The 24,334-nt window shown below is 46.7% G+C and carries 23 protein-coding genes; 12 read left to right on the forward strand and 11 right to left on the reverse strand.

Annotation, left to right across the window (positions count from 1 at the left end; all coding sequences use genetic code 11):
- Positions 1–83 precede the first annotated feature (83 nt).
- The 9 genes from ACZ52Z_RS10095 to ACZ52Z_RS10135 form a co-directional block, all read right to left on the reverse strand.
- Complete coding sequence (locus ACZ52Z_RS10095; protein WP_464270613.1) at positions 84–1,718, reverse strand: glycerol-3-phosphate dehydrogenase/oxidase; 1,635 nt, start codon at positions 1,716–1,718, stop codon at positions 84–86.
- Between the two features lie 8 nt (positions 1,719–1,726).
- Positions 1,727–2,482 (reverse strand): hypothetical protein, encoded by a 756-nt coding sequence (locus tag ACZ52Z_RS10100; RefSeq protein ID WP_464270614.1) that lies wholly within the window; start codon positions 2,480–2,482, stop codon positions 1,727–1,729.
- Positions 2,483–2,650: 168 nt separating this feature from the next.
- Complete coding sequence (locus tag ACZ52Z_RS10105; protein WP_464270615.1) at positions 2,651–3,685, reverse strand: SGNH/GDSL hydrolase family protein; 1,035 nt, start codon at positions 3,683–3,685, stop codon at positions 2,651–2,653.
- Between the two features lie 35 nt (positions 3,686–3,720).
- A complete protein-coding gene (locus tag ACZ52Z_RS10110) occupies positions 3,721–4,563 on the reverse strand; it encodes a hypothetical protein (RefSeq protein WP_464270616.1) in 843 nt (280 codons plus the stop codon).
- A gap of 105 nt (positions 4,564–4,668) precedes the next feature.
- Positions 4,669–5,712: a glycosyltransferase family 2 protein gene (locus ACZ52Z_RS10115; protein WP_464270617.1), complete on the reverse strand. Its 1,044-nt coding sequence runs from the start codon at positions 5,710–5,712 to the stop codon at positions 4,669–4,671.
- Positions 5,705–6,733 (reverse strand): lysylphosphatidylglycerol synthase transmembrane domain-containing protein, encoded by a 1,029-nt coding sequence (locus ACZ52Z_RS10120; protein WP_464270618.1) that lies wholly within the window; start codon positions 6,731–6,733, stop codon positions 5,705–5,707. The genes ACZ52Z_RS10115 and ACZ52Z_RS10120 overlap by 8 nt, the downstream gene beginning before the upstream one ends.
- A gap of 10 nt (positions 6,734–6,743) precedes the next feature.
- The gene (locus ACZ52Z_RS10125) at positions 6,744–7,535 is read right to left on the reverse strand and encodes an acyltransferase (RefSeq protein WP_464270619.1); all 792 of its coding nucleotides are present in this window, start codon (positions 7,533–7,535) and stop codon (positions 6,744–6,746) included.
- Positions 7,532–8,512, reverse strand: a complete 981-nt coding sequence (locus ACZ52Z_RS10130; protein ID WP_464270620.1) for an NAD-dependent epimerase/dehydratase family protein — start codon at positions 8,510–8,512, stop codon at positions 7,532–7,534. The genes ACZ52Z_RS10125 and ACZ52Z_RS10130 overlap by 4 nt, the downstream gene beginning before the upstream one ends.
- On the reverse strand, positions 8,509–9,771 hold the full coding sequence (locus ACZ52Z_RS10135) for a glycosyltransferase family 4 protein (protein WP_464270621.1): 1,263 nt from the start codon (positions 9,769–9,771) through the stop codon (positions 8,509–8,511). Before ACZ52Z_RS10135 ends, ACZ52Z_RS10130 begins: the two co-directional genes overlap by 4 nt.
- Before the next feature lie 126 nt (positions 9,772–9,897).
- Here ACZ52Z_RS10135 and ACZ52Z_RS10140 point away from each other — a divergent pair, with 126 nt between their 5' ends.
- Genes ACZ52Z_RS10140 through ACZ52Z_RS10160 form a run of 5 tightly spaced genes read left to right on the forward strand, consistent with a single transcriptional unit; the run spans position 9,898 to position 13,665 of the window.
- Positions 9,898–10,095, forward strand: a complete 198-nt coding sequence (locus ACZ52Z_RS10140; protein ID WP_464270622.1) for a hypothetical protein — start codon at positions 9,898–9,900, stop codon at positions 10,093–10,095.
- Positions 10,096–10,148: 53 nt separating this feature from the next.
- A complete protein-coding gene (locus ACZ52Z_RS10145; protein ID WP_464270623.1) occupies positions 10,149–11,558 on the forward strand; it encodes an MBOAT family O-acyltransferase in 1,410 nt (469 codons plus the stop codon).
- A gap of 4 nt (positions 11,559–11,562) precedes the next feature.
- Positions 11,563–12,678, forward strand: a complete 1,116-nt coding sequence (locus ACZ52Z_RS10150) for an alginate O-acetyltransferase AlgX-related protein (RefSeq protein WP_464270624.1) — start codon at positions 11,563–11,565, stop codon at positions 12,676–12,678.
- Between the two features lie 4 nt (positions 12,679–12,682).
- Positions 12,683–13,288, forward strand: a complete 606-nt coding sequence (locus ACZ52Z_RS10155) for a hypothetical protein (protein ID WP_464270625.1) — start codon at positions 12,683–12,685, stop codon at positions 13,286–13,288.
- On the forward strand, positions 13,282–13,665 hold the full coding sequence (locus tag ACZ52Z_RS10160; protein WP_464270626.1) for a GtrA family protein: 384 nt from the start codon (positions 13,282–13,284) through the stop codon (positions 13,663–13,665). The genes ACZ52Z_RS10155 and ACZ52Z_RS10160 overlap by 7 nt, the downstream gene beginning before the upstream one ends.
- Positions 13,666–13,675: 10 nt before the next feature.
- Here ACZ52Z_RS10160 and ACZ52Z_RS10165 read toward each other — a convergent pair whose 3' ends face one another.
- Positions 13,676–14,629, reverse strand: a complete 954-nt coding sequence (locus ACZ52Z_RS10165) for a glycosyltransferase family 2 protein (protein ID WP_464270627.1) — start codon at positions 14,627–14,629, stop codon at positions 13,676–13,678.
- 46 nt (positions 14,630–14,675) lie between these two features.
- Entirely contained in the window at positions 14,676–15,533 is an 858-nt protein-coding gene (locus ACZ52Z_RS10170; protein WP_464270628.1) for a carbohydrate deacetylase, read from the reverse strand.
- Positions 15,534–15,812: 279 nt separating this feature from the next.
- Between ACZ52Z_RS10170 and ACZ52Z_RS10175 the strand changes: the two genes are divergently transcribed.
- The 7 genes from ACZ52Z_RS10175 (at position 15,813) to ACZ52Z_RS10205 (ending at position 24,246) form a co-directional block, all read left to right on the forward strand.
- Complete coding sequence (locus tag ACZ52Z_RS10175) at positions 15,813–17,321, forward strand: hypothetical protein (protein ID WP_464270629.1); 1,509 nt, start codon at positions 15,813–15,815, stop codon at positions 17,319–17,321.
- Between the two features lie 611 nt (positions 17,322–17,932).
- The gene (locus ACZ52Z_RS10180; RefSeq protein WP_464270630.1) at positions 17,933–18,949 is read left to right on the forward strand and encodes a hypothetical protein; all 1,017 of its coding nucleotides are present in this window, start codon (positions 17,933–17,935) and stop codon (positions 18,947–18,949) included.
- Positions 18,950–18,954: 5 nt separating this feature from the next.
- Positions 18,955–19,533, forward strand: coding sequence for a hypothetical protein (locus ACZ52Z_RS10185; RefSeq protein WP_464270631.1), 579 nt, complete (start codon positions 18,955–18,957; stop codon positions 19,531–19,533).
- 67 nt (positions 19,534–19,600) lie between these two features.
- Positions 19,601–20,971 carry a hypothetical protein gene (locus ACZ52Z_RS10190; RefSeq protein WP_464270632.1) on the forward strand — a complete coding sequence of 457 codons (1,371 nt, stop codon included), beginning with the start codon at positions 19,601–19,603 and terminating at the stop codon, positions 20,969–20,971.
- 45 nt (positions 20,972–21,016) lie between these two features.
- Positions 21,017–21,592 (forward strand): hypothetical protein, encoded by a 576-nt coding sequence (locus tag ACZ52Z_RS10195; protein ID WP_464270633.1) that lies wholly within the window; start codon positions 21,017–21,019, stop codon positions 21,590–21,592.
- 261 nt (positions 21,593–21,853) lie between these two features.
- On the forward strand, positions 21,854–23,143 hold the full coding sequence (locus ACZ52Z_RS10200; protein ID WP_464270634.1) for an ArnT family glycosyltransferase: 1,290 nt from the start codon (positions 21,854–21,856) through the stop codon (positions 23,141–23,143).
- 386 nt (positions 23,144–23,529) lie between these two features.
- Positions 23,530–24,246 (forward strand): glycosyltransferase family 2 protein, encoded by a 717-nt coding sequence (locus ACZ52Z_RS10205; RefSeq protein WP_464270635.1) that lies wholly within the window; start codon positions 23,530–23,532, stop codon positions 24,244–24,246.
- The last annotated feature ends 88 nt before the right edge of the window (positions 24,247–24,334 follow it).

Genomic DNA, 24,334 nt, shown 5'->3' on the forward strand with positions numbered 1-24,334 from the left:
TCCTCTCAACGCACGATCCGAGGGCGAGAAGATAGCGGGTCTTGACTCAAACCACCCAGCGAGGTAATTCGCCCCCTGCCGGCCTAATGCTGTAAGGGTGCAAAATACCGATACACTCGCTCCAGTTCAGCCGTCCGCTGCTGCGGGCTCCACCCAAGCAGTGTTGTCATGACATCTGCGGCCATCTCAAGGGTTTCATCACTCGGTTGCGACGCTGTTGCTATACCCGTTCTGCGCAGGAGCACATCGTCGAGATGAAGCGCCATCTCCTGCTCCACTGCATACCGTATCTCGCCTGGGTCTAATTGTTCAGCGGTACCATTGGCAGTGCCAGCATTGCCCTGACCGCTCAGGTATGGTACTACGGCAAGAGCCTGACGCCCGTATCTTCTCCTCAAATAAGCAGGAAGTTCCTGCACCTGCTCGCGGCCTGGTGCGGCCGCAAAGGGTGAGGCAACCGCCTTCTCCCAGTCAGCTTTTTTCAGGATACCGCCATCAGCCAGTTGCTGAAACAGTCGGCAGGCCATGGTAAAAGCGGTTGTATACTTCACGGTCTTTACCGAATAGACATTGGGAAGGCTATCTTCCTTGCCGTGGTCGACGATCAATTCCCGCTTGTCGAGTTGGACATCGTAGGGACCTCCCCCCTCGCCGGCAATTGAGGGCATCACCCCTACATGAAAAGTGGCAATGTCCTCAAACCGGAGCTTTCCGGCCGGATAGATCTGATTGATTTCTTTGATCATGTCCTCCAGGTCCTTCCTGGTTACCGTCGCTGCCACCCGTGGGTCAGCATGGGGGGTATAGACGGTCCCGATCATGGTTCTTCCCCGCCACGGTACAAAGAAAAACAACCGCTTGCCTTTTTGTATAACTGCATCATGATCAACAAAAGAACTGGACCCCTCGAGACCGACCGCATAGGTGGGAAAAAGTTGCCGCCCAACGACCAGATTGACTGCCCTGCTCCAGCCTTTACTCTCTGCCGAAGCGGCCTGCAATGGCGCAAATTGAGTCAATCCAGGTCCGGTGCTGTTGACCACGCAGCCGGCATGCAGGGTGAGTGACGCGCCGGTTTCTCTGTCCCTGCAGGCCAAAGTCGTTGTGGTACCCTCTTGCACGATGCCGTCAACCGCAACATAATTGGCGGCATCTCCGCCCCGCTGGGTCAGCAGGACAACCAGCTCCAGTATAATACGTTCGGTATTTTCAGCCAGCGCATCGTACCAACAGGCTCCACCCGTTGTCGATTCCTGTTCCAGGCCGGAAATTATCTTTCGACAGGCCGCAACGGAAAGAATTTTTCCCCTGCCCAGATGGTGGGAAGGGAGCACTCCCCTATTTCGGGTGCAGCTGAAGAGATCGTTCAGCAACAGTCCAACCGTCATGGCCTCCCGGCTGCGCACCCCTCTTCCTCTGGTGGGCATAATGCACTGCAGGGGCCGAACCAATTCGGGGAAATTGTGCAGCATCCAGCGACGGCTTGCCACCGAGTCACGGATTCGGGGAAAATCCATATGCTGCAGGTACCGCAGCCCCCCGTGCAGAATCTTCAAACTATTGGCAGATGTGCCGCTGCAAAAATCACCACGTTCCAGCAGAACAGTGCGGAGCCCGCACGCTGCTCCCAGGGCAGAGATAACCGCCCCATGAACACCGGCGCCAATAACCGCCATGTCAAAGCGAGTCTTCTGCAACCGTTCCAGGTCTCGTTTCATTGCCTCACCTATCTGGCCAATCGCAGTTTGAATTGAGTCGACAGGAAGGTCCACAGCGGCTGACGCTGACCATACGGTTGAAGACTGGCAGTGCCCTGTTGTATAACGTTGCGAAGTGAAGCCAGTGGGTTCTGCAGGTCCAACGACTCTCGAACAATTGTACCGTAGTTGCCGACCCGAGCAATCTCTCCGTCTAGAAAAAGAGGATCAGAACCGGTAACCAGGGGGATACTGCGCTGGGCAGCTTCTGCAAATTGAGGCACCCTGGCCCACACCTGCGGACGATTGCCGTTATCGCCAAGGCAATACCCCTGAATATGATGGTTCTGCAATAACCGGCTCACCGCTTTTCCTCGATTGCCGAGCCATTTTCCGACTCCCCAGGGAACAATAACCAATGCGCCTTCACCTAGCGACTGCTCAACGCTTTCCTCCAGTGATCGCACCTCGTACGGGTGATTGGCCCCAAAAAGCAGCAATTCAAGCCGCTCGGTGGTGTTGACCTGTTCCCCGAGGGCGCAGCACAGCGTATCACCTGCTTCGTTCCGACAAAGAATACTTTGGTCTTCTTGAGTAGATTGCACTTTCCAGAGGTGCTGCCCCTTGAGCGGCTTGTCACTGTCGGCCAACTGGACCATTGTTTGCAGCCATTGCTGAGCAGGCAAGCCAGCTATGAGCAGCAGCCCTGAGATCCGACCCGATGGTTCCTGTTGCCGACGGGCATGCACGCCCATGTTATGCAGGCCGGCATCCAAAAGGTGCACGAATACCTCCGGATGCTGTAAATGAACGTGTCCGTCAAGAAAATACATGCAAAAGGGTGTGCGAATGAAAGAGGACGAAGAAAAGGGGGAAGAAACAGTGTCTGTTGCTTCCCCCTGTGCAGCATTGATGAGACCGGTGTTTCAACCAGCTGCCTGCCACCGGACTGATCAGTATGAACCGGCTTGAGAAATGCTACGCCTGCGAATCAGCAGTACAGCCACCACGGAAAGTACGCCAAGAACTCCAGCAGCAAGAAACTGCTGCCATATGCTCGCCTTGAGCAACAGGTAACTGCACATTATCAAGGGATACAGCAATACACGAACAACTCGTTTCAGATATTCACGCTCAGCGATAAAGTCAGCTATGGGAGGTGATACCGTATAGTACAGGTTGACGAAGTGTTTACCCAGCGTATTGGGCAGCAGGACCTGGTCACGAAACTGCTTGAGCACGCCGACATGAGGGGCCAATTCGGAACCAAAGGCAGCCGTGGCGATAAAACAGCCACCACCTCCACTGTCGCCGCCTCCGCCGGAACCACCGCCTCCGCCGGTGCAGGGTATATTGCCATCCCAGGCGAGGGCCATTACATTATATCCCCCATCATTGGGATGAATACCATCCCCGCTCCAGCCGCCCCAATTATAGGCGAGCGCTCCCCACATATCCACCACGGCCACTCCCAGATTGGCGCCAATACTCTGAATGAGCGGATTGTAGGTGCCGTATATATCCTTCTGGCTTGCCTCCGGCCTGGTATCTGGAGTCAAGGTGGCGAGAAGAGGAGTGACGCCGGCATCTCTGCTCTTGGCGATCATGGTTTCCAGATGGTATTGGGTTGCCCCCAGCGACATCCCGAAAAACAGGTCATTGGTACCTTCCATGATCAGAATATAGCTGGCTCCAGGATGAGCGGCAAGCGGCGTTTCGATCCTGCCCGAGCCGTAGGAGGTCGTTTCCCCTTGCTGGCCATAATTGTACACAGCCGATGCTCCGCACCTTTCGTTCAACAGGGCCTCAAGCTTGGTGGGGTACCCGCCGGTTGAACTTCCAGTGCCATAGGTTATGCTGTCGCCAAAGGCAATGACTTCCACTCCATAGACAGCGACGGCAGAACCGACGATGAACACCATGGTGAATATTTGTACCAACAGGATGGACGGCCACCCGTAACTGCGCTTACATATCGTATTGATCATCCTTTCAACTCCGCTCAACCGGATATCATAAAACATTATTTCGTCATGCCTGGTACCAGACGAAGGGGAACCGACTGCACCTCTTGCCCCGGAACATACATTGAGGCCTTGCCGGGATCCTGGAGATAATCAGGTAGCTTCAGATCAAGTATCAACGGTTCCTTTTCATCGGTAATCGTTTCGGCATACTGCAGGTACAGGCTCTCTTCAACTACGGTAACCCCTTCCCACTGTTCACCGTCCCATCGGGCAACCATGGTAATATACCCTGCATCAGCATAGTGCTTCCACTGCACCCAAACCGTCCCGTCAGCAGTCAATCCCAATACCGGCAGGACATCGGGAACACTGTTGTCGATTATACGCTCCGGCGGTTCAAATGCTGAACCGTTCCACCGAGTATAATAGATATCATCATCCTGTCCATCACCGCCAGCCCAAACGAGCCATACTACCTGCTGACTGTCAATAAGCAACGATGGCGCAATATTGGCAGGCAAGCCTGTCTCAAATGTCTGCTCCTCCGTCCACTCCCCCCGATGATAACGGGCAAAATGCAACTCGGTTGTACCGCTATCAAAGACCGTCCATGCCAACCATTTTTCCTTGCCAGCACCACGCGTTACCGTTGGCACTATATTGAGCTTATCATTTGCGGAAATCACCGCTGGCTCCCCCCATTGGTCGCCGTCATACTGGCTGTAAAATACTGCAAAGTTGCCTTTGTGCTCCTCAACCCAGGTCAAAGCAGCTCCCTCCACCGCGGTGGTGACCGAGGTGCTTTGCGCAGCCATCCCGGGAAGACAGGTCAATAGACCTGCCACCGCAACAACGAGCCCGAGCAGACTCTTTTGTAGTCGTTTACTGTGTGTACTCATTCGTCATACCTCTGCCACAGTGTAGCGTGGCAATACTGTCCGGCCATTGCATCTTTTCGGACAATCCTCTGGCCGGACTTCTTTCATATGTTCCTGTGCTGTCGCTTATAACGCGTTACGAATTAATCGCCAGTAAAAATTCAGTAAATTGTTTAAAATTTTGTACCCTGTCCGCAGAACAGGGGAAGACATCTCTTCGGTGTACACAAAAATATCACCACAGCCAATAAGTTCTCTATCCGGAACACGCCGCCGACTCTGAATTTTTTTCCGCTGCCTGAAGATATCGGGAAACTGCTTCATCACGTTGGCCATCCCGATAAAATAGTCTCCCGGTTTTTTCTGCATCACCAGGAAACCGAACAGGGGAAGTTCATAGAAAAGCAGCGCCGGCAGCACCAGCAAGAGCGTTTTCAATTGATACATTTCCAGAAGAAAACGCCACCGATTCTGTACTGCACTGACATATCTTTTGGATGCGCTGTGTCGCTTGTGAAGAACAACGGACGCGGGAACGTGATAGCAATTGAACCCCGCCATGTTCAGTTTATGGTTGAATTCACCGTCATCTCCCCACCCGAGCCTGTAGCGCTCGTTGAACCACCCCACTGAGGCGGTCTTTTCCTTGTCGATCATCTGCACCCCCCAGCCGATGCTCAGTCGGGGCGTACTGTCTGCTTCACCAACCGGCAGATCCCGGTTAATATTAGGAGAAGCACCCACATAATGCAGTATCTGTCCATCCTGGTAGATTATGTCCGGCTTCTCCTCATATACCGCCCTGGTCATACAGACTGCGGCTCCGGGGAGAGTATTCAGGGCATTCACAGCCTCATCCACACAGTCAGGCATAAGAACCACATCATTGTCAACGATGAAGACCAGTGCAGTCTCAGCCTCCTGCAGGGCTTTATTTCGCACCACATTCAGCATACCGCCCGAATTTTGAGGAAACACCACAATACGTACTTGCGGATAATGCTCCTTGACCCATTGCGGACTACCGTCGTTTGAACCATCATCGACCATGATCACCTCACCCGGTGGGTGATCAAGCTCAGTGATAGAGGCAAAAAGATCAGGGATTTTACCCAGCCCGTTATAGTTCAAAACGGCAACAGTCACATCAGCCGCTGTATACTCACCCACTCTTTGTCTCCTTGTCTCTGCTCACCGATGTCACCAATGTAGTGCCAGGACCCCCATCGCCAGCCGCTTCTCCGGCAGACTGCTGTCCGTGCTTGAATGAAAGATAAAAAATTCCGCCCATCAACCCGATCAACGTCACCATCACCGAATTGGTCCCGGATATGGCGAAGGAGTCATTCACCCCTACTCCCACTAAGGCAAAAAGGCTGATAAACGACCCTTCACGTACACCCAAACCGCCAATGGAAACCGGAATCATGATAACAATAACCGTCAGGGGGACGACGATGAAAAACTTTACCACCTCGGCGTCGATTTGAAAAGCAAGGGCTGTTATGTACAACGTGAACACCCGAATCAACTGCAGCACCAGCGAGTAGAGAAAGGATTGCACCATCACCATCGGGTACTGTTTAAAATTCAAAAACGCCCTGTGCATGCTGATGAGTTTCACCCCTATCGCATGGTGCTTGAAAAATCCTATCCTTTGCTCAAGAAATCGCGGCACCGCCTCCCAATAGGCAGCGCAGGCGGCGACCACGCAGAGAACAGTGACAAACACCACATACTCGATAATCGAGGAGGCAAAATTTGCACTATAAAACAATACACTGACCAGACAGCAAAACAGGAGCGAAAAAAGGCCCATCATCCGGTCAACGACCACCGATGCAGCCGAGAGGTCGAGATCTGCGGTATTTTTTGAGAGGTAATACCCGCGAACCACATCGGTACTGAGGCTGGAGGGGAGAAACAGTCCCCAGAACGCACCAATATTGTATATACAGAACAAGGTCCATAATGAGATATGCGTTTGCTGGGCTTTGAGGAGAAAGCGCCATTTATACACGGCCCATGCCCGCTCAACCCACAAGAGAACAAAGGCCACCCCCAACAAGGCGGGGTCGGCCATACTGAGCGTTTCCCCAAAGGCAGCCCAATCGATCCGGGAAAGGATAATCGCGATGATGGTGCAGCTGACGGTCAGCTTGAGCAGATATCGAGTTCGTGCGGATGCCATGTGCTGTCGTCTAGGTTGTGCGCGATTTTTTCACCGTGGCCGGCACACCGGCAGCGATGCTGAACGACGGCACATCCTGGCGAACCACGGCCCCACTGCCAATGATGCTATCTCTACCGATAGTTACGCCATCCTGTACCAGTACGCCACCACCAAGCCAGCAGTTATCCTCAATGGACACCCCGCGTACGACCTGCCCCTGGCTGAGAATCGGTATATCCGTCCGATCGGTCTGGTGATCGCCGCCGCCGATCACATAACAGTAGGCGCCAAACAGCACACTCGTGCCGATATGCACGCTTTTAGCAGATTGAACAAAACAATTCATGGCAATATTGGTATTATCGCCAATCACAATGTCCCCATTCTTACAGCTCAATACCGTCGATCTCCCGATCATCACGTTGCGCCCCAGGCGAATCCCCTGGTTGTCGTCTCCTTTTGCATCCAGTACGCAGTAATCATCAAACACAGCATTATCGCCGATGTGTATTTTATGCGGATGCCTGATGGTTATTGAACGACCAAACACCACCTTTTTACCGACTGAGCCAAACAGCAGCGGGTAGAGTTTGCTGCGAAGAAGCAACCCTGCTGCCCCCGGAAGCGGTCCAAGAAAAGAGGTCAACAGTTCAAACAACAGCAGCCGCCCCCAGCCGGGACGGCCGACAACGACCTCCTGGTACTTGTGCAGGGCCGACTTGCCGGTATCGGTGAGCGCAGACTGCAGGGCTGTTTTCGCCTCACCAGCCCCGTTTGCCTTCAGGATCTCTTCCCCCCGGTTTTTCTGCTCTGGCTTCATAACCACCCCTCCTGTTCATACCAGGCTATAGTCCGCCTGATGGCTTCCTCCAAGGACACCTGGGGTTGGAAGCCAAGAACATTCTTTGCCTTGTCAATGCAAAACGCTCTGTTGTTTTGGAAAAAACTCACCCGCCGGCGATGCAGGGGGGGCTCGACACCCAGGGGAACACAAAGTGCCTCGCACAGGGACGCCATCCACAGCACCGGCTGAAGAGGTATCCGCACAGATGGCGGTTTCACCTTCAGTTGTCCAGCAATGAGATCAAACAGCTCCTCCAGGGTGATATACTCGTCACCGCCGATAATGAATACTTCACCATATGCTTTTGCATTGCCCAGACAAAGAAGGAACCCGTCAACCACATCATCGATGTAGGCGGGTTGGAAGTAGGCTGAACAGGGACCTATCTTCATAAACTTGCCCTGCTTGATCATTTTAAACAGCTTAAGCATCCGGTTGTCGCCGGGGCCAATCAGTGATATCGGACGAATGACCGTCGTCTGCAGCCCATACTCCTCGGCCAGACGCCATACTTCCAGCTCTGCCTCCAGCTTGGTCTCCTGGTACAGGTCCCCGGGGTTAAACGGGGTGGTCTCGGTGGCAGGTATCTCCTGAACACTGCCGTGTACGCCAATGGTCGAACAATGGACGAGTTGCTTTACCTGGTGGGCGTGGCACGCCTCGACCACCAGGCGAGTGCCGGTCACATTGATTGCATGGGCTTCGCCCTTGTCTGAGCCTCCGTGGCGAAAATTGGAAACAGTGTGTACCACCCGGTCAACCCCTTTAACAGCCCTGTCGACCGTCTCTGGATCGCGAATGTCGCCCCAAACCGTGGGAAATCCCTCCGAAGGCTGCTGGTCGCCATGACGCCTCGCCAAAATTCGGACATCATATCCCTCTTGCTGCAGCCTGCGACAAATATGCGAACCGAGAAAGCCGTTGCCGCCGGTAACAAGAATTTGTTCTTTCATGATGTACTGTTGTTCGATTTATATTGTTGCGCCCGTGTGTAGGCGTCAAGAAGTTTAGTTGCAAATACCTTGTAGCTGTACTTTTCTCTTACCAGTTCCATCGCCGCCTGGGCCCTGGCATGGGCCCCTTCAAACTCGTGCAGTGCCTGACGAATGGCTGCGGCCATCGCTTCTTTCTCCGGTGCGACCAAAAAAGCTGTTGAATCAGAGAGGACCTGAGTATGCGTCGTTCTTCTGGTCGCGATGATCGGCTTCCCCGCTGCCATATAGGTATATATCTTCAGGGGGGTATTTTCCCCGGCAGAGCGGGGCGAAATCAGAGCCTGCGCCCTCTCCATCCATGCAGACATCTCCTGCGCCGGCCTTGGCCCGATAAAGCAAATGGTCTCCCCATGCTGCATGCCTTGGCAGCGTTCCCGGTATGCAGCAACAAGCTGCTGGGGACCGCCGACAACCACCAGGCGACCGGATGCGTCATCACCACAGGCACCAATGTAGCGCTCCCATGCCTCAACCAGAAGGTCAATGCCCTGATAGGCCTGAAGATTACCGGTATACAGGAGAATTTGTTTATTCTCCAGCCCATTGGCTTGCAGCATGGCTGCCACTTCCTGCTGAGCCTGCTGAATGTCGTCCCTATCGGTGGGAAAAGCAAACTCCAGCGGTATATCCTCAATCTGGGCCACCTCTGCTCCGGGCTTGACTGAACGGGCCGCATCAGTCAGGGAGTGGCAAACCGTCAACACAAGAGTAGCTCGTCGAATAGCCCACGCCTCAAGCCTGCGGACCCCCTCACGCAATACTGTTTTAACACCCCCAGCGCTAAACTGATCGGACAACACCGAGTCCATATCATATACAGTCGCCGCCCCTCTGATGAATAAAAATCCGGCAGCTACAGCGACGATCCCGCCCTCTTCCACGCCATGGACAACCTGGTACCTGTTTTTCAGACAGAGCCCCGCACACCACACGGGCAGCAGGCAATCCAAAAACATTTTTTTCCAGGAAAAGCCAATGGGGATATGCTTGAACAACAGGATATTGGGAAGCCTGATGACCCTGACCCCAGGGATATCGAGTGGATTTCCTGTGGGAAAAACCAACAGGTCAACAGCATAGCCGGCAGCGCCCAGTATGGAGCACATCAGGCGCACGTTCATCGGCGTACCGCGCTCCTCGTAAAAAGGCTGGGGCGCTATGAGGAGTACTTTTGCTCCCCTGGGTGCGGGTTCACCGGGTATGTCTGTCTCTGTCATAATTGGTCCTGTTTCTCCGGGCTGCGCATGTCATTGGTTTATCGGCTGCACTCAAGCTCCCTTTCTCAAGAGACAGCGCAGAAAAAATAGTGTAAGCTGCAAGGCGCAGGCTACGTGGAGAACGACTTGTTCACTTTGTGCTTTGGCGACAGAGAAGGCATGACAGACAGCGACATTTCCCATGGCCTTTCCTTGAATATTCAACAATTACCTGCAGAAAATGTTCTCGCCTCAAGCGACCTGACGACCGCTTTTCTGGATATTTCAGGATATCCCGGAGTCTTTTCCATGGCGTCCGCTTCTGCAGATAACGCCCATAACTAACCACAGCTATACGTAATTCACCAGTGGTATTCAGTTCTACGATTTTTCTTTTTTTGTTTCTCCCTGTCGTTTTGACCGGGTATTACCTTGTTCCCACCATAAGGGCAAAAAATATTTTTCTCTTATTTGCCAGCCTCTTTTTTTATGCCTGGGGAGAACAGGTTTATCTGCTCTTGATGGTTGGCTCAATCAGCCTCAATCACCTCTGCGGAATGTTCATGGTCCGTACCTCCCACCCCGGACGCCAACAATTGTACCTTGCGCTCGGGATAGCCGGCAACCTGCTCCTGCTTGCGATCTTTAAATATACCAATTTCCTTGTCGACAGCGTCAATCCGCTAATCAATCTTATGGGCTTTTCGCCGATTGCCATTGGCCAGATACATCTGCCCATCGGGATCTCTTTTTTTACTTTTCAGGCCATTTCCTATATCATTGATGTCTACAGACAAGATGCGTCTATGCAGCCCAATCCACTGGATACAGGGCTCTATATTGCGCTTTTTCCGCAGTTGATCGCAGGCCCCATTGTCCGTTATCACGACATCGCCAGGCAACTGCTCCATCGGCTGCATACAGCTGAGCGAGTCACTAGAGGAATTTTCACGTTCATCATCGGATTGGGCAAAAAAATGCTGATTGCCAATCCCATGGGCCAGGTTGCTGACACTGTTTTTGCCCTCTCCCCCCATGAACTGACCCCTCTACTCGCCTGGAGCGGAGCGTTTGCCTATGGCCTGCAAATCTATTTTGACTTTTCCGGCTACTCTGACATGGCCATCGGCCTTGGGCGACTTTTCGGCTTTGAGCTGCGCATCAACTTCAATTATCCCTACATCGCCCGCTCTTTCCGCGAGTTCTGGCGCCGGTGGCACATTTCCCTTTCCAGCTGGTTCCGAGACTACCTGTATATCCCTTTGGGCGGAAACCGGTGCAGCAAACAACGCACTGCGTTCAACCTCTTTCTGGTCTTTTTCCTGTGCGGACTCTGGCACGGAGCCAGTTGGAATTTTATCATCTGGGGCCTGTTGCACGGTACCTTTCTTGTCATGGAGCGGGGAAAAATGGGGAGCCTGCTTGCCCGCTGCCCTTCCTTGTTGGGGCATCTGTACCTGCTCGGTGGTGTAACGATCACCTGGGTGTTCTTCAGGGCGGAAACGCTGCCGGCGGCACTGCAGTTTCTCGCTGCCATGACTGGTTTTTCGTCAGCTGATCCGCAGCTTTACCCCTTGGGTCTGGTATGGACCAAACACACCCTGCTCGTCTGCGTTATCGGCATATGTGGGGCAACCCCCATCTATGCACAACTGCACAAATGGGTGCGCTCAAGATATGCTCCAAACACAGGAGGCCGATTTGTCTGTGGCGGAGTCCAGGCAGGCTTCTGTGCCCTGATATTCTGGCTATGTGCCATGGAGCTGGCGGCGGGGACGCACAACCCTTTCATATATTTCAGGTTTTAACACAATGTATACTCGACTAGCGCGTTATCTCACGATTTGCTGTTTTCTCCTTTCCCTCTGGGCGCCATTGCTTATTGCTGTCGCCACCCCGGACCAAAAAATCTCCGCAGCTGAAAAACGGCAACTTGCCTCGCGACCACAACTCCAATGGGACACGCTCTCTCAGTTCCCCGATGCATTTGAGGCATACTACAACGATCATTTCGGCTTGCGTGAAGAATTGCTTTTTGGCTACAATTACTATCAGTTTGCTCTACTGAATGTTTCCACTTCAAACAGGGTTATAGTCGGCAGCGACGGATGGCTTTTCCAGAACGGTGGCGACCATGTGCGAGATATGCGAAATATTTGGCCGTTTTCCCCAGGGGAACTGCAGCATTGGGCCAATATTCTTACCCTCAAGCACCAGTGGCTGCAGCAGCAGGGTATTGACTATCTTTTTGTCGTGACGCCCAGCAAACACCTCATCTATCCGGAAAAACTCCCTGGCGCTTTTGCACCTGTTCAGCCGGTATCAAGGGCCGATCAATTGATAACCTACCTCAAAGAAAATACCAAGGTACCGGTGGTGGATATGCGCAAAGCCTTATTCAAAGAAAAAAACAAGCTCCGCCCCTACCACAAGACCGACACCCACTGGAACAGCTATGGCGCATACATCGGCTACCGGGAAATGATGCAGCAGATAAAAAAACAGCTTCGGGGCATTCCTGTTGTCAAACTACGGCGCTCTTCTTTTGACCTGGTCTCCCAACCAGGTGGAGACCTTGCCCAATCCCTGAACCTGCATCAACAGGTACAGGAAGAGGCCCCGCTTCCCACGGCATGGAATGCTGCCTGCCTGCACAATCACAATCTGAAAGGGGAAGCTAACGATACCTCGCGCAACCAGCAGTGGTTTACCACCACCTGCCCTGAAGGAAAATACCGGGCAATCATGTTTCGCGACTCCTATTCAGTGGCTATGATGCCCTATCTCTCCCAGTCCTTTGCCTCTATCTACTATATCCCTCACAGTCCGGTCCGGGTTCAGAATATGCAGCAAATCGTCCTGGAAAACAAACCGGACCTGGTCATCGAACAACGTGCCAGCCGCTGGTTGAGGACGCCTGAGGGGTGAAAAAATGAAGCTTAAAAAAGAATTATTGCTTCTTGCGGTCCTGGCCGGCCTCCTCTCGGGCATTATTTCCTGGTACCATGCCCAGGCAGCGAGGTTTCTCACGGTTTCAATGGAAGTCACCACCAGCACCGAACTGGAGACCCCTATATTTCAGCTGTTCTACGATGTTGGAAGAGGCTTTAACGAACGGGACTCAAAAAGTTTTTTACTCAATACTGATGGGGCTACAAAAACCATATCTCACACCGTCCCCAGTCCAAGCATCTGTGGATTGCGTTTGGATTATCTTAATGGCCCGGGTCAGGTTACCCTTGAAAATATTGCTTTACACTCAAACGCTGGAGAGAGCATATTTCTCTCCTTAACTCGGGAACGATTGCAGGTAAACCAAACGGCGAGCTTTCATTTTAATCCTCGATCACTGCAGGCTACCGCTATCAGCACCGCCACCGACCCATACATACACCTTATGTTTGAGCCGGCATGCTCTGTGGCAATTACCGGCATCCAGCTTAAAGATATCAGCTTTGCACTCAAATCGTTCTTTGTCCTCTATGCAGGTATTGGCCTGATTTTTCTGCTCACACAACAAAAAAAGGCCGAATGCTGAAAAAATTCATAACGTTTACCGGTGTCGGTGCCATTGGTACAACCGCCCACTATATCACAATGTTTGTGTGCGTGCAGTATGGCCTTCTTCATCCGGTAACCGGTTCCAGCGCGGGAGCTCTTGTTGGAGCAGGAGTCAACTATATTCTCAATTACAAGTACACCTTTCAAAGCGATAGTTTACATAGAAAGACTGTTTGGAAATTTTTTTTAATCGCTTTCGTCGGTTTTCTTCTTAACGGATTTTTCATGGGAATCTTTACAGAAGCACTGCATGTGTACTATTTAATTGCGCAATGCATGACCACCGCTTTAGTCTTATTGTGGAATTTTTCCGCAAACCACCTGTGGACTTTTCGCCAAAGGTCCCAAGCATAGAAGATCGCATTCAATCCTTGTTGTCTACTGTTTCCCTTTTCACTATCCCATGGCTCGATTCAATAATGTACATGGGTCTTGCTTTGATCTCTTCGTACATCTTTGCAATATATTCACCCATTATCCCCAGGCTAATCATATTTACACTTCCAAGAATAAGTACAGTAATTATGATTGTGGCAAAACCGGACACGGAATTTCCCATAAACCATGACCACAGTGTTTCTGCCGCCACCACCCCTGCAAACAGCAATGTACAAAGCCCTAGTATGGTGACGATACGAAGAGGAGCACTTGTAAAGGAGATGATGGCCGTAACAGCAAGCCCTACCAAAGAAAAAAAAGACCACTTGCCGACGCCGGCATTTCTATCGGCAACGCAGAAGGGCACCCTGGATTGGGGGAAACCAATCCAATCGGCCAATCCACGATAGAAGCGTCCCCTCTCCGGTAAAGCCTGTACAAGAACGTCAACAGCGGTCCGATCCAACAACTTGAAATCCGATGCATTCCTCGCCTCTATGCCACCCAAACGCTTCATCAGCCCATTGAAGATGTTTGCGCGCAAGCGGGTGACATAAGAATCATTATGCCGGTCTTCCTTAACAGCATGAACAACCTTGTACCCATTTTCCCACTCGCGTAATAACGTGGGAATCAAGGTTGGCGGGTGTTGGAGGTCGGCATCCATAGTCACCACCACATCGCCAGCGGCAAGTTCCAATCCCGCCAGCAATGCCGCTTCCTTCCCGAAATTTCGGCTGAATTTGACCGCTTTAACGCAAGGATTGTCGAGCATGCTCAAGGTTGCATAGGTCTGATCCCGGCTGCCATCATCCACAACGATGATCTCGTACTGATTCGCAGAACGGGAAACGACATCCGCGACAGCCTGTACCGTGTGTATAATTCCACGCTCTTCATTATGTGCAGGAATTACCACACTTAAAAAAATATTTTTCATATCTGATACGCTTGCAGATTGTATATAGAAAGAGGGCTGGAAAGTATTAAAGATCTCTGTATCGTGTAAGCCTGACACGATATTGTTTACACAATGCGGAAAAATCAGGATGCAGCAACGCGTCAAGTTCCTCCTGCCACCGATGATAGTGGAGGATATGCTCATCGACTATCTCTTGCTGGTCAAAAAAACCCGGATGACACATCAATTCATAGATACGGCCGGGACGCAGCAGGGGTATCAATTTTCCCAAATACTCGAAATCTAAGCGACCACTCACGCCCATCCCCAGCATATGGTGTTTTCCATTTGCCTCCACTCTTTTTTTATTCACCCACCCCATCCCCTCCATGAGCACATTGCGCACAAGACCGTCCATCCCCCCCATCCTCCACTCAGGTGCGGATAACCTGACAAACGGTATATCATACTCCTCTGCAAGAGATTGTGTTCCTGAAAAAAGGGTTGGCAGCATGTGCAAATGTTCATGGGAATTCAAAAAATAGAGTTTGATGTCACTAGATAAACACCTTTCTATCTGCAAACGAAACTCTTCCAAGATGGCTCTTTTGTCGAGTCTCCCGGTCAGCAGAGCTTTGATCACCTCAAACTTGCTTACAAATTTTCCCTGGTTAAAAAATAACTGACGAGACATGTCAGGCGAAAGCGGTTCCCCATGGGTTATGTTTAAATGGACGCCGGCATCAATCTCACTGACATCCGCCAACCAAGACAGTCGTTTTTGAAAATCAACACAATTGGCCATAATCCCTGTTGCTGTAATGACACCAGCCTTTGCCCCGTGAATGATCCCCTGGGACACGCAGTCGAAGTATCCAAAATCATCGGCATTGACAATTAGACGGGTTTGTTTCTTTTTGCACGCTCTGAAGTTTCTTTCCAAAGTAGCCTACCAATAGCAATACGTAAAAAGTTTAATTATTGATTCAATCTGTTATATAATATGCAGGTCATCTATAAAAATTGCGTTTTCTTCCAATCTCGATGTTCAGTTCAAAATTATTGCCTAGGAATAATCTAAATATGCCTGCGTAGATTTTAGAGTACCCCTCGAAGTTGGGGCCTACCTGAACTTGATCGGAAATCTCATTTTGCACGATACCCTCCGACTTTACCGTCTCCAATGAACACTCTTCATCCTCTTACGACAACCATCAAAATTATGATCATAACATTTCGAAATTTGTGCATTGCTCTTTTGCTCGTTACCTGTCCTGGGCTCATTTTTAAGCCAAATGAGCCCTGTGCAAGCGTTCCCACCCCAAATCTTCATTCCATCCAGTCCTTTTTAGCGGGTGGTTCGGGAAACGACTACCTTTCAAAAATGGTACTACTCGACGAAAACCACCTCTTAATAGCTGGCAATACAACCTCCGATCGGTGGCAAAACGCTCAAAATATAATAAAAATAGGCAAGGCAAAAAAAAGTAATGTTTATATCGCCCTTGTTTCCCTTCCCCGTTTAGAGATCACTCGACTCTTGATGATAGGTGGCAGCGATAATGATTTTCTTGACGCAATGACAAGAGGACCTTCAGGAGAAATTTACCTTTGCGGAAACACCTTCTCCAAAGACTTTCCTTCAGAAAACACCCTCGGGACCCCGCATACCAACGATAAAAACGACGCATTTCTGTTGAAATTACCCCCTGACCTGACAACAATTTTAAAGTCCATCACTTTTGGCGGTAAAGATTATGACTACCCCTCTGTCATGGCAATAAATTCCGACCATATTTACGTCGGTGGCAATACCGCATCAGTGGACTTCCCTATGCCCCCCGATGCATCAAAGGATAAACTCAACACGAAGCCTCCTGGCAATAAAAACAGTTACGGGTTTGATGCCTTTATCATTGCCTTTGACTCCGCCCTCACCTCTGCAAATTGCGCCACTTTTTTGGGTGGGGAGGAGGATGAGTTTATACGAGCAATGCAGTTTAGCGAAGATGGCAAGCTTGTTGCGTCAGGATTCACCCTTTCATCGGATTTCTATCGCTCTAAGGGTATTAAGGCAACGCCATCGAGTTCTTTTGGCCTTAGCGCTTTTATAACTGTACTCAACCCAAACCTGTCCCAAATTACAGACTCCCTGATCTTGGGCACCACCAATCATCTTTATGTCCGAGACTTGGCGATTGACCCGGATGGTAGTTTCTGGATTACCGGATACTGTACAGACGGCAATTTGCCGACTACAAGCAACGTGATCGCCAAAAGGTACGGAGGGGGCGGTTACGACAGTTTTATAGTACATATATCTAAGGACATGCAATCTATTGAAGCGGCAACATATCTCGGAGGCAGTAATAATGAATTTGCCCAGAAAATTCTGGTCACCCCCCAGGGCAATGTCCTCATAGGCGGCTTCACCGACTCATTTCATGATTTTCCGATTAGCCATAATTTAAACAAGACCCTTAACCTAGGGCATTTTGATATCTTTACCACAGAACTCTCCAGAGATCTGACAACGGTACACTTTTCCCTGTTAAACGGGGGATCGGGGTATGATTATCTCTACGACATGATATTGAGCGAAGGAATTATTTATCTAGCCGGCAACTCAACCTCCGTCAAATTCGACACCATGGAACGCAATAAGACATTCCCAAAAAACAAGCTTAATAACGTATATTTTCAGACAACTACGCTTACAGACCTTCGCTAATTAATAAAAAACTTCCAAATTATTGGATGCGCCTCACCGGCAATGAACTGCAAAAAGCAAATGGTATCCACTGGTAATTGCCGCCACTTCCGGCTTTCAATAATGACTGAAAAATTAGTCAACAAAATAACCTAGCAATAGCATCCATTCACCATGTCCCCTAGCAAAAAAACACACAGCAGCCACCTATCTCCTTTATATTTATAAAAAAATCGAGCAAAATGCAGAAAAACAAACAGCATATTTTTTCTTACCGGCACTTGCTGAACGAATATTTTTGTGCATTTTTTCTTTTCATCCAACTAGTTCCATATATTGGTTACCTCTATTTCCTTGAAAACTTTTTACCCAAAAATATATGGCCCGATTCGTTTCGTTATGTATGGGAAGCAGGCAGTCAATTTGCTTTCATCACAAATTCTTCCTTAACTGTAAGGCTACTATACAGCTTTCTCGACAATAACATTGGGTTGATATGTTGTGTTCAATTAGCACTTATAGCTACATGTCAAATAGCAATATACAGAGTGATGTGTAACGGAACATTACACCGAGACTTACCTCTTGCTTTAGTGTTAATTATAATTTTTGCATCTCATAACAGTAAATGGATGTATAACATAGCAATGTCTGACAGCATATTCACATCTCTTTTTTTAATTTTTATAACAATATGCTGTATCTATGATGACCAGGATAAAAGCAGCAAGAAAATACTTTCTTTCTTACTGGTAGCCCTCTTTATATTTTCCAGAAACCCCGCACCATATATTACTATTTTCACATCCATTTGGATCCTTATAGTTCGATTATTTTTCAAACAGAAAACAACACTTCTTGCCGTATCCGCAATAATTCTCTCCCTAATAGCAATACTATCAACCAAGGCATTCGACACCACAGTCGAACTCAACGTAACACAGAATATATTGAAAAAAGTCTTTCCTGACAAAGAAAAGACTGACTTCTTTCACGAGGTTTATGGGATGCCAGTTGGCCCATTTGTTGATACCTGCAAGGGGGGGACTGTAAACTCCTTATGCTTTGATTATCAGCGGATTCAATCCGGTTCAACCTTTACCCGGACATACAAGGTAACCTTTGATAGTTTTGGCTTCGCAGACTGGGTAAGAGAAAAGGGGATGCAATCATGGCAACATTATTTATTAGTCAAAAATTTGAGCGAAACTATTCAGGAGTTTGCTTTTCAGTACAAAGATAAATTCACGAACCTGTTCACTCTTCCACCACATAAGAGATGGGGGAAAAATTACACTAGCCAATTAGATGCGCTTGACCCTTTGAAAACCCTTGGTAAGCTGTACACCTTTATTCGATTAAATAATATATACTCACTGACGACACTCATCTTTTTGTCATTGGCATGCTACATAGGCACAGGATTAAAAAATGAATTTTTATTCGCTGGAACTTTAATGGCATCCGGATTAGCGATGACCTTTATTGGCTATTTTGGAGATGTTGGCTCTGACCGTCAAGTCTACCCAGGGATTTATTCTATATACTTAGGACAATTTTTTTTCATTTTTTTTCTTATTGAGTTTGTAGCAAAAAAAATTCATATATCTTTAAATAAAATAAAATTTGCTCATATTGAGAACACATAAAGCACATGAAGATGCCACTATTAATGGCAATCCTCTTAGGAATATGCGCAACTTTTTTCCATTACAACAAAATGGGAAAAGATGTGATTTTATCCTTAGATATGGCGATAAAAAGTGATTTAAAAGTTGCAGACTCACAACTTTTTTACAATACAGGTAATGGATACAACGAAAAAGAAAGCTTTCGACAACCAATTTTGTGCGATGATGAATACCACCCTCTAAAATACAGAGCAATATTAAAAAATGGTTACAATCTTCGGTTTGATCCGCTCAACGGAAGAGGCTCTATCCGCATAAAAAATCTCGAGTTTTCTCTTTTTTACGGAAAAGCGACAATTCACATTAACGAAAACGACATCACCCAAGGTAATCAGATAGCATCAATTGTCATTGAAGAGTCAGGAGCACTATCTGTTCAGACCACAACAAATGCCACTGACCCTTATTTATTTATCAATGGGCCAAATAAAAACCTATTCAATAATTTTTCAGTTACAAAATATATTTTTTCATTTTTTTTAAAATTTTCAATTACATTTTATGTATTCTTACTGAGCATTTTACATATAACAGAAAAATAACCTTTTTTTCTTATTTACACACCATTTGACCTGTTAAACAAACCACGACCTCATCCTGAACTGCCTCATGATTGAAGACAATAAACGATTTGCGTTTTTTATTAAAAATGCAGATACAATCCTTATCCTTCTCCAACTCCTGCCATATTTTTATTATTTTTACCATTTGGAAACCTCGCTAGACAAGAACTTGGCAGCCGACTCGTTCAGGTACCTATGGAAAGATGGGTCCCCTTTGTCTTTTTTTACTAACTCTTCCTTTACGGTACGGTTCTTCTACTTTATTACCGGCAACAACATTGATCTCATAGCTTCTCTCCAACTCGCCTTTGTCGCAATAGCCCAAATAGCCATTTATAAGGCATTTGCCTGCAGATCACTCATACAAAACTTGCTTCTGGCCCTGCTGCTACTCTTCCTGTTTTCATCACATCACAGTAAATGGCTATATAACTTTGCCATGTCAGACAGCCTATTCATTACCCTGTACTTTTTATTTGCAACAACTGTATGCACAGCAAAGAAAGGTGACTCACCGGTAAAAACCGCATATATACTTGCCATTGCCGCCGCCTTTATCTTTTCGCGGAACCTTGCGCCCTATATAGCCCTACTCACCATAGCCATTACTTTCTCCCTGCAATTACTCTACAGAAACAGTTCACTCAGAATTCTTCTCTGCATCGTTGCTCTCTCACTGTGCTCTCTATTCACAACCAGCAAATTCGACACCTCCACCGAGCTCAATGCAGCACAAAATATTATCCTTAAAGTATTTCCAGACCAGGAAAAAGTTGATCTTTTTCACGAAAAATACGGGATGCCTATTGGTCCTTTTATTTCAGCATGTCGCGGCGGCAATGTCAATGCCTACTGCTTTAATTACCAGCGAGTACAGACGGGATCAACATATACTCGTACGTATAAAGTGACAACAGATGACTTTTATTTTGCAGACTGGATTAGAAACAAAGGAATGCATTCGTGGCAACACTATTTATTCATACACGATTTAAACAATACTTTTGTGAGTTTTTATTTCGGTTATACAGAAAAATTTCATAATATTTTCAAACAAATTCCAGGTGATTTTTGGGGGGAGCAATACAGAACTCCGTTCGAAAAATGGGATCCCTTCTTTTTTCTCCATAAAGCATTTCTATTTCTCCACTTTGACAACCTTATCTCATTGTCAATAATTATTCTTTGCAGTATTCTTTTTTATTTCATAACTTCATTAAAAAAAGAATTTGAGTGCGCAACAGTATTGCTTATTGGTGGAATGGCCCTTTTCTTTATCGGTTATTTTGGAGACATCTCGTCGGACAGGCAAGTATACCCCGGCATCTTGTCAATATATTTAGGTATAATACTGTTTCTTTTTCTGACCATACAAGTAATTTTCGCCAAACTCAAATCGATGTATATTCAGCCCTAAAAATAGTAAATGCAGATAGGATCACATTCAATCCCAAATCCATCAATGAAGTGGTATAATTTATTTATTATCGTTGCAACGCTTGCGCTCGTTTCCGTCGTTTTTAACTACCGAAGCACTCACCAGCAGTTAACCATAAACTTTGACATGGCTATCACTTCTGATAATGAATTTACAGCTGGTCAACTTTTCTACAATACCGGGAATGGGTACAGGGAGGAAGATTCGCATATCTTTCCGATTCGTTGCGATGGAACCCAGCAAAGGTACTCACTGCAGGTCCCCTACCATCGCAGACAACACCTTCGTTTCGACCCGACCAACGATAGCGGAGAAATTCGCATTGCCAACATGTCCATCACAACAAATAAACATATCACGCCAATTGCGGTGAAAATTAGAAATATAAGTGCTATGCAGCATATCGAAACAATTCGTTACAAAAAAAATACAGTGGTAATCAACACGGATAAAAATTCAAAAGACCCTTCACTGTTACTTCTTATTGATGCGACCAAACTTTTCCCCAGAGAAATAGTATATTATTTCTTTTTTTGGCTCCGTCTTACTTTGACATGCTTCCTGTTTCTTTTTATCGTTTTGCAAGCTCACAAAGCCTAACGGGGTATTGGCTGCATTTCCATTGACCAGTGGACACACAATGTGATATCTCATCAGGCCACCTCTATCAAGATCAAGCTCCATAGCACCATGTAAGTCCCGCTAACTGTCAAGAAACCCCTGCTAAGTTTTTTTGATAAACTGAAGGGTTGAGACATATACCATAAACGACAATTGAAACACTTGAGAAACTTCTACAACTACTAAGGTTGACTAAAATTAGCAGGAAATCAAGATTTACAATTTTGAACTAGTACAAATATGAACAAAAATTCCCTCATGGCGCATAAAAAAATGTTTTTATCATTTTCAGTGAATAACTTACAACTCGCTATATTGATAATTCTTTTATTATCTGTTTTTTCGGTGCGTTATCATATAGCCACTGAAGCTGTCACAGTTCACAACGATGAGCGTCACTATGCTGTTGATGGGCTCTGGGTCAAATCGAAAATTCCTGCTAAAATTATATTGACGGATCTTCTATACAATCATATTCGCCCACACCCATTATGGCACCCTGATATTGAAGAGGTTGTGTACCATGGAGAAACTCAACATGCATTTCCCAATAATAAAGGTGACATGGGCCCATACCCTCGTGCAGGGCACCCTGCCCTATACTCGTTACTACTAGGAATCATATTCAGCTTTATCCCCAAAAGTTATTTGTTGAGTGGAGATAACTATGTTTATGTTGCCAGAATAGTAAATATTTGTCTTGATATCGGAAGCTTAACACTTCTATTTGATATCTTTAGAAAAAACTTTTCCTATAAAATTTCAATTGCCACAACTTTTTTATTAGCAACAGCACCTTTCACACTTGTTTACGGATCACTCGCCTACTTAGACTCTCCAGGAACATTTTTTGCCACAATAAGTATCTGGTATTATATAACATTTACGCGGAAAAAGTTTGAATATATACACTGGCTGACACTGGGAACAGTTATATCACTTTCAATACTTATCAAACAATCGAATTTACTTGTCATCCCTGCATTTATAAGTATAACTTTGCTATTCCCACCCATATGGAAAACTAAAAAAAATATACTTGCTTCATCGCTTTGCTTTATTTTCTCTGCTTTTTTTACATTTATACTATTATGTAACCCTTTAGGGCTGTATAAAGAAATTCAAAACCCTACAGATCCTGACATGAGTATAGATTTTAGTATAAAACGCACTTCAAGTAATTTTGCCAAATTATTACAGCCAAAAAAACATTATTACTTTGGAGTTGAACGGCACAATACCCATACTTATGTAACCGAAAAAACACTTATTAAATTGTACGAAATAACAACACCAATATACATTATCATAGCATGCATATCTTCCATAATAATTTTATTAAATTATGGATATAGATCTATACCATTAATAGCAATACTATTATTATTTATAGCAATAATACCTATGGGATCGGTCATAAGAAGGCTCTATGTATTTATGCCATTTTACGCTCTGATAATAGCACTTTCCTTAGCAATAGTTTCAAATAAAAAACGGACACCATGCAAAAAAAATATATACATTAATTAAATTTTAAATACATCATTTGTCGAAAATATATGTATAGCGATAAACAAAAATTCTTTTCTTGAGGGGCTGCTTCACAATGAATACAAAATACAAAAACTCATTTTTAACTGGGCCAGTTTCTGTTGGCCTAGTTCACACCAATGCTGTCCTCATTCCCCCTTGCGCCTATAGCTAAAATAAACAATCCTATGTTAAACAATTGAGCTTGCCAAAAAAGACTCACAGGCCAGCCATTCTGAAACGCAGACGGTTGAGGAGTTAGCAGTCACTCTTTACTGAAGAATGACTGCCTTTAAACCACAAAATTTCAAAAATTGTGCGATAGCGCTTACCATCCCCCTCAAATCATTCGTCACTGATTCTGTCATAATACAACAGGTAATTACATGGAACCTTCAGTATACAAACTCGATAAACTATCAATAGTTATCCCAGTATTTAATGAACGAGAGACACTAAAGAGATTAGTCCACAAAGTTCAATCTGTCGAAATTCCACTCGAAAAAGAAATAATAATTGTGGATGACTGTTCAACTGACGGAACAAAGCAATTAATTGAAACAGAACTAGAACAGGACAATATTGTAAAAATTTACCACCAAATAAACCGCGGCAAAGGAGCTGCACTCCGCTCTGGATTCAAATCTGCAACAGGTGATATTATCTTAATTCAGGATGCTGACTTAGAATACGACCCTGCGGAATACAACAAATTACTAAAACCCATCCTCGAGGGTAAAGCGGATGTTGTGTACGGGTCTAGATTTGTTGGATCTGAGGCACACAGGGTTCTTTACTTTTGGCATATGGTAGGAAATCGATTTTTAACTTTACTTTCAAATATGTTTACAAATTTAAATTTATCGGACATGGAAACCTGCTACAAACTTTTTCGAAAGGATGTAATTGATCAAATTAGACTCAAGGAAAACAGGTTTGGATTTGAACCAGAAGTAACTGCAAAAATTTCTCGCCTCAGGTGTAGAATATATGAGGTGGGAATTTCCTACAGTGGACGTACTTATTCAGAAGGAAAAAAAATAAATTGGCTGGATGGCCTGAGTGCTCTCCGTTGCCTTATTAAGTATCGAATAATTGACTGAATTTCTTCAGAAGAAAAACATGAGACAAGAGGCAACCTGCTATATAAATAGCTTATCCGAAAACATGAAACCGCTCAATAATAAATAC

It is taken from the genome of Desulfogranum aggregans (genome assembly GCF_055398265.1).

What these genes read in the sequence shown, in the direction of transcription:
- ACZ52Z_RS10205 (WP_464270635.1), top strand. Translation starts at nt 23,530, where the DNA reads ATGGAACCTTCAGTATACAAACTCGATAAACTATCAATAGTTATCCCA.
- ACZ52Z_RS10195 (WP_464270633.1), top strand. Translation starts at nt 21,017, where the DNA reads ATGAAGTGGTATAATTTATTTATTATCGTTGCAACGCTTGCGCTCGTT.
- ACZ52Z_RS10165 (WP_464270627.1), bottom strand. Translation starts at nt 14,629, where the DNA reads ATGAAAAATATTTTTTTAAGTGTGGTAATTCCTGCACATAATGAAGAG.
- ACZ52Z_RS10120 (WP_464270618.1), bottom strand. Translation starts at nt 6,733, where the DNA reads ATGGCATCCGCACGAACTCGATATCTGCTCAAGCTGACCGTCAGCTGC.
- ACZ52Z_RS10180 (WP_464270630.1), top strand. Translation starts at nt 17,933, where the DNA reads ATGTATAACATAGCAATGTCTGACAGCATATTCACATCTCTTTTTTTA.
- ACZ52Z_RS10190 (WP_464270632.1), top strand. Translation starts at nt 19,601, where the DNA reads ATGATTGAAGACAATAAACGATTTGCGTTTTTTATTAAAAATGCAGAT.
- ACZ52Z_RS10175 (WP_464270629.1), top strand. Translation starts at nt 15,813, where the DNA reads ATGATCATAACATTTCGAAATTTGTGCATTGCTCTTTTGCTCGTTACC.
- ACZ52Z_RS10105 (WP_464270615.1), bottom strand. Translation starts at nt 3,685, where the DNA reads ATGATCAATACGATATGTAAGCGCAGTTACGGGTGGCCGTCCATCCTG.
- ACZ52Z_RS10130 (WP_464270620.1), bottom strand. Translation starts at nt 8,512, where the DNA reads ATGAAAGAACAAATTCTTGTTACCGGCGGCAACGGCTTTCTCGGTTCG.
- ACZ52Z_RS10185 (WP_464270631.1), top strand. Translation starts at nt 18,955, where the DNA reads ATGAAGATGCCACTATTAATGGCAATCCTCTTAGGAATATGCGCAACT.
- ACZ52Z_RS10110 (WP_464270616.1), bottom strand. Translation starts at nt 4,563, where the DNA reads ATGAGTACACACAGTAAACGACTACAAAAGAGTCTGCTCGGGCTCGTT.
- ACZ52Z_RS10125 (WP_464270619.1), bottom strand. Translation starts at nt 7,535, where the DNA reads ATGAAGCCAGAGCAGAAAAACCGGGGGGAAGAGATCCTGAAGGCAAAC.
- ACZ52Z_RS10200 (WP_464270634.1), top strand. Translation starts at nt 21,854, where the DNA reads ATGAACAAAAATTCCCTCATGGCGCATAAAAAAATGTTTTTATCATTT.
- ACZ52Z_RS10155 (WP_464270625.1), top strand. Translation starts at nt 12,683, where the DNA reads ATGAAGCTTAAAAAAGAATTATTGCTTCTTGCGGTCCTGGCCGGCCTC.
- ACZ52Z_RS10135 (WP_464270621.1), bottom strand. Translation starts at nt 9,771, where the DNA reads ATGACAGAGACAGACATACCCGGTGAACCCGCACCCAGGGGAGCAAAA.
- ACZ52Z_RS10160 (WP_464270626.1), top strand. Translation starts at nt 13,282, where the DNA reads ATGCTGAAAAAATTCATAACGTTTACCGGTGTCGGTGCCATTGGTACA.
- ACZ52Z_RS10095 (WP_464270613.1), bottom strand. Translation starts at nt 1,718, where the DNA reads ATGAAACGAGACCTGGAACGGTTGCAGAAGACTCGCTTTGACATGGCG.
- ACZ52Z_RS10150 (WP_464270624.1), top strand. Translation starts at nt 11,563, where the DNA reads ATGTATACTCGACTAGCGCGTTATCTCACGATTTGCTGTTTTCTCCTT.